Annotated in this window: 20 protein-coding genes; all 20 read right to left on the reverse strand. The window is 38.5% G+C overall.

Going from position 1 to position 9,458, the window contains the following annotated elements; all coding sequences use genetic code 11:
• Positions 1–24 precede the first annotated feature (24 nt).
• The 20 genes from rpsK to rpsC are packed head-to-tail and all read right to left on the reverse strand — an operon-like array spanning position 25 to position 9,448.
• On the reverse strand, positions 25–414 hold the full coding sequence (rpsK, locus tag EPJ89_RS06305; protein ID WP_003775229.1) for a 30S ribosomal protein S11: 390 nt from the start codon (positions 412–414) through the stop codon (positions 25–27).
• A gap of 29 nt (positions 415–443) precedes the next feature.
• Positions 444–809: a 30S ribosomal protein S13 gene (gene rpsM, locus EPJ89_RS06310; RefSeq protein WP_161637325.1), complete on the reverse strand. Its 366-nt coding sequence runs from the start codon at positions 807–809 to the stop codon at positions 444–446.
• A 15-nt stretch (positions 810–824) separates the two neighbouring features.
• A complete protein-coding gene (gene rpmJ / locus EPJ89_RS06315) occupies positions 825–938 on the reverse strand; it encodes a 50S ribosomal protein L36 (RefSeq protein WP_016357297.1) in 114 nt (37 codons plus the stop codon).
• Positions 939–961: 23 nt separating this feature from the next.
• The gene (gene infA / locus EPJ89_RS06320; RefSeq protein ID WP_003775226.1) at positions 962–1,180 is read right to left on the reverse strand and encodes a translation initiation factor IF-1; all 219 of its coding nucleotides are present in this window, start codon (positions 1,178–1,180) and stop codon (positions 962–964) included.
• Positions 1,177–1,947 (reverse strand): type I methionyl aminopeptidase, encoded by a 771-nt coding sequence (gene map, locus EPJ89_RS06325; protein WP_125164278.1) that lies wholly within the window; start codon positions 1,945–1,947, stop codon positions 1,177–1,179. The genes infA and map overlap by 4 nt, the downstream gene beginning before the upstream one ends.
• Complete coding sequence (locus EPJ89_RS06330; RefSeq protein WP_125164277.1) at positions 1,944–2,594, reverse strand: adenylate kinase; 651 nt, start codon at positions 2,592–2,594, stop codon at positions 1,944–1,946. The genes map and EPJ89_RS06330 overlap by 4 nt, the downstream gene beginning before the upstream one ends.
• Before the next feature lie 18 nt (positions 2,595–2,612).
• Positions 2,613–3,911 carry a preprotein translocase subunit SecY gene (secY, locus tag EPJ89_RS06335; protein ID WP_161637323.1) on the reverse strand — a complete coding sequence of 433 codons (1,299 nt, stop codon included), beginning with the start codon at positions 3,909–3,911 and terminating at the stop codon, positions 2,613–2,615.
• Positions 3,911–4,351, reverse strand: a complete 441-nt coding sequence (gene rplO, locus EPJ89_RS06340) for a 50S ribosomal protein L15 (protein WP_125164275.1) — start codon at positions 4,349–4,351, stop codon at positions 3,911–3,913. Before rplO ends, secY begins: the two co-directional genes overlap by 1 nt.
• 12 nt (positions 4,352–4,363) lie before the next feature.
• Positions 4,364–4,870 carry a 30S ribosomal protein S5 gene (rpsE, locus tag EPJ89_RS06345; protein ID WP_125164274.1) on the reverse strand — a complete coding sequence of 169 codons (507 nt, stop codon included), beginning with the start codon at positions 4,868–4,870 and terminating at the stop codon, positions 4,364–4,366.
• Between the two features lie 14 nt (positions 4,871–4,884).
• Positions 4,885–5,241 (reverse strand): 50S ribosomal protein L18, encoded by a 357-nt coding sequence (rplR, locus tag EPJ89_RS06350; protein ID WP_125164273.1) that lies wholly within the window; start codon positions 5,239–5,241, stop codon positions 4,885–4,887.
• A gap of 21 nt (positions 5,242–5,262) precedes the next feature.
• Positions 5,263–5,808 carry a 50S ribosomal protein L6 gene (gene rplF / locus EPJ89_RS06355; protein ID WP_161637322.1) on the reverse strand — a complete coding sequence of 182 codons (546 nt, stop codon included), beginning with the start codon at positions 5,806–5,808 and terminating at the stop codon, positions 5,263–5,265.
• Between the two features lie 15 nt (positions 5,809–5,823).
• On the reverse strand, positions 5,824–6,222 hold the full coding sequence (rpsH, locus tag EPJ89_RS06360; protein ID WP_003775212.1) for a 30S ribosomal protein S8: 399 nt from the start codon (positions 6,220–6,222) through the stop codon (positions 5,824–5,826).
• A 21-nt stretch (positions 6,223–6,243) separates the two neighbouring features.
• Positions 6,244–6,513: a 30S ribosomal protein S14 gene (gene rpsN, locus EPJ89_RS06365; RefSeq protein ID WP_003775210.1), complete on the reverse strand. Its 270-nt coding sequence runs from the start codon at positions 6,511–6,513 to the stop codon at positions 6,244–6,246.
• Positions 6,513–7,058: a 50S ribosomal protein L5 gene (rplE, locus tag EPJ89_RS06370; protein WP_161637321.1), complete on the reverse strand. Its 546-nt coding sequence runs from the start codon at positions 7,056–7,058 to the stop codon at positions 6,513–6,515. Before rplE ends, rpsN begins: the two co-directional genes overlap by 1 nt.
• Before the next feature lie 14 nt (positions 7,059–7,072).
• Positions 7,073–7,381, reverse strand: a complete 309-nt coding sequence (gene rplX / locus EPJ89_RS06375; protein ID WP_125164269.1) for a 50S ribosomal protein L24 — start codon at positions 7,379–7,381, stop codon at positions 7,073–7,075.
• 9 nt (positions 7,382–7,390) lie between these two features.
• Positions 7,391–7,759 carry a 50S ribosomal protein L14 gene (gene rplN / locus EPJ89_RS06380; RefSeq protein ID WP_125164268.1) on the reverse strand — a complete coding sequence of 123 codons (369 nt, stop codon included), beginning with the start codon at positions 7,757–7,759 and terminating at the stop codon, positions 7,391–7,393.
• Positions 7,760–7,771: 12 nt separating this feature from the next.
• Positions 7,772–8,032 (reverse strand): 30S ribosomal protein S17, encoded by a 261-nt coding sequence (rpsQ, locus tag EPJ89_RS06385; RefSeq protein ID WP_003775202.1) that lies wholly within the window; start codon positions 8,030–8,032, stop codon positions 7,772–7,774.
• Positions 8,033–8,046: 14 nt separating this feature from the next.
• Positions 8,047–8,250: a 50S ribosomal protein L29 gene (gene rpmC, locus EPJ89_RS06390; RefSeq protein ID WP_003775201.1), complete on the reverse strand. Its 204-nt coding sequence runs from the start codon at positions 8,248–8,250 to the stop codon at positions 8,047–8,049.
• Positions 8,247–8,669 carry a 50S ribosomal protein L16 gene (gene rplP / locus EPJ89_RS06395; protein ID WP_125164267.1) on the reverse strand — a complete coding sequence of 141 codons (423 nt, stop codon included), beginning with the start codon at positions 8,667–8,669 and terminating at the stop codon, positions 8,247–8,249. Before rplP ends, rpmC begins: the two co-directional genes overlap by 4 nt.
• A 2-nt stretch (positions 8,670–8,671) precedes the next feature.
• Positions 8,672–9,448: a 30S ribosomal protein S3 gene (rpsC, locus tag EPJ89_RS06400; protein ID WP_161637320.1), complete on the reverse strand. Its 777-nt coding sequence runs from the start codon at positions 9,446–9,448 to the stop codon at positions 8,672–8,674.
• Positions 9,449–9,458: the final 10 nt, after the last annotated feature.

The raw sequence follows: 9,458 nt of genomic DNA on the forward strand, positions 1-9,458 counted from the left end.
ACCTCCTTGTTATAGTTTATATTATTATCCACGTGGACGTTTTGGTGGACGGCATCCATTGTGCGGAACTGGTGTAACATCATTGATTACACTAATTTCTAGTCCTGCTACTTGAAGTGCACGAACTGCCGATTCACGACCTGGTCCAGGTCCTTTAACACTAACTTCAACTGTTTTCATACCATGATCAACTGCCGCTTTAGCTGCTGCTTCTGATGCCATTTGAGCTGCATAAGGTGTTGACTTACGTGAACCCTTGAAGCCTAAAGCACCAGCACTTGACCAAGCGATAACATTTCCTTGTTCATCTGAAATTGTAACAATAGTATTGTTAAATGTCGAATGAATGTGTGCAACTCCGCGTGCTATATTCTTACGGACACGACGTTTACGAGCTACTTTTGCTTTTGCCATTACGTTTTCCTCCTAATTAATTAACCTTATTATTTCTTTTTATTTGCTACTGTACGACGAGGTCCTTTACGTGTACGTGCATTTGTTTTTGTACGTTGTCCACGAACTGGTAAGCCACGACGATGACGGATTCCTCGGTTTGAACCGATTTCCATTAAGCGTTTGATGTTAAGGTTAACTTCACGACGAAGATCCCCTTCAACTTTGATTGATTCTACTTCACGACGGATTGCATTAACTTGTTCTTCAGTTAAATCTTTAACGCGGATATCTTCGCTGATTTCGCATTTTTCTAAGATTTCTTTTGATGTTGTTAAGCCAATACCGTAGATATATGTTAATGAGACTACTACACGTTTATTACGTGGAATGTCAATTCCTGCTATACGAGCCATTAATATGACGTCCTCCTATCCTTGTCTTTGTTTGTGTTTTGGATTTTCACAAATAATCATTACTCTACCATTGCGTCGAATAACTCTACATTTTTCACACATTGGTTTTACAGATGGTCTTACTTTCATAGTATTATCCTCCTAAAACTATCTTATTTATGTCTAAATGTAATGCGCCCACGTGATAAATCGTAAGGCGAAATCTCAACAGTCACGCGATCTCCCGGTAAAATGCGAATGTAGTGCATACGGATTTTACCAGATACGTGAGCTAAAATTTCATGACCATTACTGAGTTCCACCTTAAACATTGCTCCAGGCAATGTATCAAGAACTACTCCATCTACTTCGATAACATTTTCTTTGCTCATGAGTGTTTAAAAGCCTCCTTTGTTCGAGTTAAAATTTCATAACTATCTTCAAGAATTACCACTGTATGTTCAAAATGAGCTGTTAAGGATCTGTCTTCTGATACAACAGTCCACTCATCATCTAATACAGATGTTTTATTGGTTCCAATTTGAACCATAGGTTCAATCGCAATAACCATATTTTTGCGAAGAAGCGCTCCCTTATTAGGAACACCAACATTGGGTACGTATGGAGCTTCGTGCATCGAAGTTCCGACACCATGTCCTGAGTATTCAACAGGAAGTCCATAACCAAATGGTTGAACTACTGTCATTACCGCATGACCAATATCTCCAATACGATTTCCCGCTACAGCAGCTTCAATTCCTGCAAATAACGACTCTTCAGTTACTTTTAATAAGTTTTTTGCTTCATCACTTATTTCCCCAACAGGATATGTCCAAGCATGATCGCTGTAATAACCTTTATAAATAGCGCCTACATCAATCGTGATAATATCGCCATTCTTGAGGATTACCTCTGAACTAGGAATACCATGAACTAAAACTTCATTTACCGAAGCACAAATTGAACCCGGAAATCCATCATAACCAAGAAACGCTGGTGTTGCACCTTGACTTAGAATATAATTACGAGCAATATCATCCAAATGTTTGGTTGATACACCAGGTTGGATTGCATCCTTGACTGCCTCTTGGCACTCAAAAGCAATTCTTCCTGCTTCGCGCATTAATTCTAATTCACGTTCAGACTTGGTTGATATCATTTAACCGCCTCCAAGATGTTTTTTATCTCATTCATAACGGTTTCTGCAGGTTGAGATGCATTAACGTCACGAACTAAACCTTTTTCACGATAATAATCGATAACTGGTTTTGTTTGGTTAATATACTCTTCAAAACGAACTTGAAGTTTTTCTTCGTTGTCATCGCTTCGTTGGTATAGTTCTCCACCGCAAATATCACATTTAGATTCTACTTTAGGTGGATTGTTGTCAATATGATAGATCGCACCACAATCTTTACATAGACGACGGCCCGTAATTCGTTTTACAAGCTCCTCATATTCTACCTCAAGATTGATTACTAAATCAATAGGGCGGTTAATATCATTTGACATTACCTCAAGTGCTTCTGCTTGATGTAAGTTACGTGGATAGCCATCCAATAAGTAACCATTCAAGCAATCATCTTTTGAGATACGCTCTTTTACCATGCGGTCGGTTACTTCGTCAGGCACAAGTTTTCCTTGATCAATATATGATTTTGCTTCAATTCCAACTGGAGTAGCATTTGAGATAGCTTCTCTAAACATATCTCCAGTTGAAATGTGAGCAACATTGAACAATTCAACAATATGCGCTGACATTGTACCTTTACCACTACCAGCAGGACCCATGATTAATAAATTCATAAACTGTCCTCCTAATTGTTATTTGTTAAATAAACCTTTGTATGAACGTTGTGTCATACGACCCTCAAGTTCTTTAACTGTTTCAAGTGCAACACCGACAACGATGATGATACCTGTACCACCAATTGCTGTACTTGCTGGAATTGCTCCCTGTGTAATCATCGGTAGCACATGAGGGAGTAATGCTACAAATGTCAGGAATAAGGCTCCTAATACCGTAATTCTATTTAGAATTGTACTGATGTAATTCTTTGTATCTTTACCCGGGCGTACACCTGGGATATATGATCCATTCTTACCGAAATCCTCTGAAATCTTTTCAGGGTCAACTTGTAAGTGTGTGTAGAAGAATGTGAATGCAATTATTAATAATGCATAGACAATTAATCCTACCGGTTGTTGTAAGCTCATTGTTGTTGTCATAAACTTGTAGAAACCACTATTTTGGTTAATCCAACTCATAACAATAACAGGTGCTTGCATAATTGCTCCAGCAAAAATTACTGGAATAACTGATGCAGAGTTAATCATTAATGGCAAATGGTTCATACTCTTACCACGAGTGGTTCCACCTACGTTTGATGTATATTGAATTGAAATCTTACGAACGGCACCGTTCATGTAGATAACAAGAATAATAATCGCTAAGTATAAGAGCACATAGACTGCACACCATACAAAGCCCATAGTTGTACCAGCTTTAGTCATTTCAGCAAAAGCGCCTTTAAATTGACTTGGTAGATTTGATACGATACCTGCGAAAATAATCATTGATAATCCATTACCTACACCCTTTTGAGTGATTTGATCACCAAGCCATAGAAGGAACATTGTTCCCGCAGCCATTACAGTTCCCATAAAGAAGTAGTCCGCTACAGTACTACTCAACAGAATTTTATGTTGATTGTTGAGTAAGCTAATAATTCCAATCGCTTGAATGTATGCTAATACCACGCCAAGGTAACGTGTAATTCGGTCAAGTTGTAATTTACCCTTTTGACCAGACTTCGTTAACTCAGTTAAATATGGTATAACATCCATTGATAACAATTGGATAATAATTGATGCGGTAATGTAAGGTCCTACACCTAGAGCGAAAATTGAAAATGATTGGATAAACCCTCCACCAAGAATATTCATCATTCCAACTAATGTATTTGAATTTAGTTCGCTAGCCATTGATCCTGCGACTTTAACGCTATCGACGTTAGGAACAGGAATAACTGTCCCTAGTCGATAAATCAATAACATTGCAAGTGTGAAAATGATTCTTATTCTGATTTCTTTATTTTTGAATAAATCAGTAAAAAATCTCATTAGATTACCTCTACTTTTCCACCTAATTTTTCAATACTTTCAACTGCTGATTTTGAGAATGCGTTAGCTTTAACAACTAATTTTTTCTCTAATTCACCTTGACCTAAGATTTTAACTCCGTCAAGTGTTTTTTTGATAATTCCTTTTTCTAAAAGTGCTTCAATTGTAACTTCAGTTCCGTCTTCAAATACGTTTAATGAACTTAAGTTTACAACTGCATAGTCCACACGGTTAACATTTTTAAAACCGCGTTTTGGAATACGTTTGAACAATGGTGTTTGACCACCTTCAAATCCTAGTGAAACACCACCGCCACTACGAGCATTTTGACCCTTGTGACCTTTTCCTGATGTCTTACCAGTTCCTGAACCTTGTCCACGACCAAGACGTTTACGATCTTGGCGTGCACCTTCATTATATTTTAATTCATGTAATTTCATAAAGGCCTCCTACTATCGTACGTCTTCGACTTTGATTTCTCTTAAATTCGCAACTTCATCAACTGTTTTCATTGATTCTAGTGCTTCAAATGTAGCACGAACCATGTTGATTGGTGTACGTGAACCAATACATTTTGTTAGCACGTCAGTAACACCTGCTAACTCCATAACGTCACGAATTGCTCCACCAGCAATAACTCCAGTACCTTCTGCTGCAGGACGTACAAATACTTCTCCGGCACCAAATTTACCTGTGTTTGCATGTGGCAATGTTCCGTTAATCATCTTAACGTTAATTAAGTTTTTCTTTGCGGCTTCTACACCCTTGCGGATTGCATCTGGAACTTCGTTGGCTTTACCTGTTCCGAAACCGACACGACCTTTTTTGTCACCAACTACAACTAGAGCAGCGAAGCGGAAACGACGACCACCCTTAACAACTTTAGTTACACGATTGATGACAACAACGCGTTCTTCGAATTCTTGTTCGCGTTGTTCTCTTCTAGGTTTACGATTCATCATGTTCCTCCTTATTAAAACTCTAGTCCAGCTTCACGAGCTGCCTCTGCTAATGCTTTAACACGTCCATGATAAATATAACCACCACGGTCAAACACTACAGATTTAATTCCTTGTTCTAATGCTAATTTAGCTACAGCGTTACCAACTTGCGCTGCTGCCTCAATATTACCGCCATTTGCGAGTTTCATTTGTACCGATCCTGCTGATACTAATGTGTTACCTGTAACATCATCAATAACTTGTGCAGAAATGTTTCCATTTGATCGATACACGCTAAGACGTGGGCGTTCTTGCGTTCCACTGACTTTACGACGAACTCGAGCATGACGACGAACTCGTTCTTGATTTCTTGATAATTTTTTTGCCATCGTTCAAATTCTCCTTTCCCACTATTTCTTAGCTGCTGTTTTACCCTCTTTGCGACGGATAACTTCATTTTTGTATTTAACACCTTTACCGAGATATGGTTCAGGTTTACGAGTAGCACGAATATTTGCTGCCCATTCTCCAACGCGTTGCTTATCAACACCACTGACGTTGATAGCTGTTGCGCTAGGTACTTCGATATCTACACCATCTTCTAGTTCAAACTCGATTGGATGTGAGTATCCAACATTCAAGACTAACTTGTTATCTGACTTAGATGCACGATACCCGATACCAACTAATTCTAGAGATTTAGTGAATCCTTCACTTACTCCAGTAATCATGTTAGCGATTAGTGATCGTGTAGTACCATGTAATTGTTTAACTTTTTTTGAATCATTCGGGCGTTTAACGTTGATTTCGCCTTCGTTAATTTCGATTTCGTAAAGCTCACTGAACTGACGTGTTAAAGTTCCCTTAGGACCTTTTACTGTCACCTCATTGCCAGCTTTTACTTCGACTTCAACGCCTGCCGGAATGGTAATCGTTTTATTTCCGATACGTGACATTTAGTGTCTCCTCTCTTACCAAACGTAAGCTAAGACTTCGCCACCAACATGTTTAGCGCGAGCTTGCTTGTCTGTTAGCATACCTTCTGAAGTTGAAATGATTGCAATTCCAAGTCCGTTAAGAACACGTGGAACTTCATTTGTCTTCGCGTATACGCGTTTACCAGGTTTTGAAATTCGTTTTAACCCGCTAATTACTCGTTCGTTGTTAGGACCATATTTAAGAACAATTGTAATTGTCTTTTTGATTCCTTCACCACTAACTAGGTAGTCGCGGATAAAACCTTCTTCTTTCAAAATTCTAGCGATTTCTGTTTTTTCTTTACTTGCTGGAATTTCAACTACATCGTGTTTTGCTTGAATAGCATTACGAACACGTGTAAGTAAATCAGCGATTGGATCTGTTACATACATCTGAAAAGCTCCTCCTTTATACTACCAGCTTGCCTTTTTAACGCCTGGAATTTGCCCTTTATGAGCAGCTTCGCGGAAGCGAATACGAGACATACCGTATTTACGTAAGTATCCGTGAGGGCGTCCGTCAACCATGTCGCGGTTGTGAAGACGTACAGGTGATGCATTACGTGGAAGTTTTTGAAGTCCTTCGTAATCACCTTTGGCTTTTAACTCAGCACGTTTTTCTGCGTAGCGATCTACGATCTCTTGACGTTGTTTTTCACGAGCGATTTTTGATTTCTTAGCCATTAGTTACCCTCCTTTTTAAATGGCATGCCTAACATTGAAAGTAAAGCATAACCTTCTTTATCTGTTTTAGCTGTAGTAACGATAGTAATATCCATACCACGAACTTTATTTACTTTATCAAAATCAATTTCTGGGAAGATTAATTGTTCTTTAACACCCATAGTATAGTTACCACGTCCGTCAAATGATCCACCGTTAATACCACGGAAGTCACGTACACGAGGAAGAGCAACTTTGATAAGTTTTTCTAAGAAGTCATACATTTTTTGACCACGTAGTGTTACTTTACATCCAATAGGCATATCTTCACGTAATTTGAAGTTAGCAATTGATTTTTTAGCTCTTGTGATAACTGGTTTTTGACCAGTAATAATTTCTAAATCAGCAACAGCATCATCTAAGAATTTAGCGTTGTTGATTGCTTCACCAACACCCATGTTAACAACGATTTTTTCGAGTTTAGGTGTTTGCATTACTGAAGTATAGTTAAATTCTTCAACTAATTTAGCAACTACTTCATTTTTGTATTGTTCTTTTAAGTTCATTTAGCTATACCTCCTTATTTTACTGCTGCGCCTGATTTTTTATAGACGCGAACTTTTTTACCTTTTTCTTCTTTGTAAGCTACACGGCTTGGAGCTTTTGCTTTAGCATCGTATAACATTACGTTTGAAACATGAATCCATGCTTCTTGTTCAATAATACCACCCTCTGGGTTCATTTGGCTTGGTTTCATGTGTTTTTTAATTAAATTAACACCTTCAACCTTTACTTTGTCATGTTTAGGTGAAACTTCAATGACATCACCAATGGTGCCCTTGTATGAGCCTGTAATTACTTGAACATTATCTCCACGTTTGATTCTCATAAAAGCCTCCTATAACACTTCCGGTGCTAATGATACGATTTTCATGAAATTATATTCACGAAGCTCGCGAGCTACCGGTCCAAAAATACGAGTTCCGCGAGGAGTCATATCATCTTTTAAGATAACAACTGCGTTATCATCGAAATTAATGTATGATCCATTTTCACGACGTACACCGTATTTAGTACGAACTACTACCGCTTTAACGACATCACCTTTTTTAACTGTTCCACCAGGAATAGCTTGTTTAACCGTACCAACAACAATGTCTCCAATGCTTGCTGAACGACGACGGCTACCACCTAGACAACGAATTACTAAGATTTCCTTAGCACCAGTGTTGTCAGCGACTTTACATCTTGATTCATTTTGTATCATCTTGACAACCTCCTACAATACTTCGGCTTTTTCAACTAATTTTGTTACGCGGCAGAATTTTGTTGCTGATAATGGACGAGTTTCCATAATTTCAACAATATCTCCAACTTTGATTTCATTAGTTTCATCATGAGCCTTGAATTTTTTTGAATAGTTTACACGTTTTCCATACAATGGATGACGTTTTGACGTTTTTACTTCTACTACTACCGTTTTATCCATTGCATCAGATACAACAGTACCACGGTAAACTTTGCGCTTGTTTCTTTCCATCGCGTTGTGACCTCCTACTTATTGTCACTAAGCTCGCGCTCAGTGATCACTGTCTTAATCCGAGCAATCGTTTTACGGATTTCTCTTAATCGAGCAGGATTTTCAAGTTGACCAATTGCTTGTTGGAAACGTAAATCAAATAACTCTTCCTTTAAAGCATCAATTTCAACTAATAAATCAGCGTCATTTTTTTCACGGATTTCTTTTACTGTTGTCATACTTGTTCCTCCTCTCCCTTTTTAACAAATCGAGTTTTAACTGCTAGTTTGTGTGAAGCTAAGCGGAACGCTTCGCGTGCTACTTCTTCAGATACTCCAGCGATTTCAAACATTACTCGACCTGGTTTAACAACGGCTACCCAACCTTCAGGTGCACCTTTACCAGAACCCATTCGAACTTCTAATGGTTTTTTAGTGATTGCTAAGTGAGGGAAGATTTTAATCCAAACTTTCCCACCACGTTTCATATAACGAGTCATTGCAATACGAGCAGATTCGATTTGACGGTTACTTACATAGTTTCCTGATTCAGCAACCAAACCGTATTCTCCAAAAGCAACTGTACGTCCAGCTTTTGAACGTCCCTCGTATGAAAGACGATGTGGTTTTCTATATTTTGTACGTTTTGGCATTAACATAACTAGTTACCTCCTTGCTCGTCTTTTGATGCAGCTGAAGCTGCTGGTTTAGCATTACGTGGGTTGTTGTTTGGACGACGGTCGTTACGACGACGACGTGGACGATCAAACTTACCACCCTTAGGTGCTTCAGGTTCTTGAACCTTTTGACCTGGTAATACTTCTCCGCGGCAGATCCATACTTTAACACCTAAGATACCAAATTGAGTATTAGCTTCATAGTGTGCGTAGTCAATGTCTGAACGAAGTGTATGTAGAGGAACGATTCCCTCTGAATATCCTTCTGTACGAGCCATATCTGCTCCACCTAAACGGCCTGAAACGGCTGTTTTGATTCCTTTAGCACCTGCACGCATTGTACGTTGAATTGTACGTTTTTGAGCAGTTCTAAATGATGCACGTTGTTCTAATTGCTCAGCAATATTACGAGCAACTAAATGAGCATCTAAATCTGGGTTAGCAACTTCTAACACTTTAATGTTAACTGTGTTGCCTTCTGAGATTTTTGCAATATCTTTTTTAACTTTTTCAATATTTGCACCATTAACTCCAATAACAACTCCTGGGCGAGCTGTACGGATAATGATGTCAACACGATTCTTTGATCGTTCGATTTCTACGCGTGATACATATGCATCTTTAAGATTTTTGAAAATATAGTCACGAATTAATTTATCTTCGTGTAATAAATTTGCGAAATCTTTTTCAGCATACCAACGTGATTCCCAATCACGAATGACACCAACGCGCATACCGATCGGATGTACTTTTTGTCCCATTGTCTGTCCT

Source organism: Erysipelothrix sp. strain 2 (EsS2-6-Brazil), assembly GCF_016617625.1.
Taxonomy (GTDB): domain Bacteria; phylum Bacillota_I; class Bacilli_A; order Erysipelotrichales; family Erysipelotrichaceae; genus Erysipelothrix; species Erysipelothrix piscisicarius.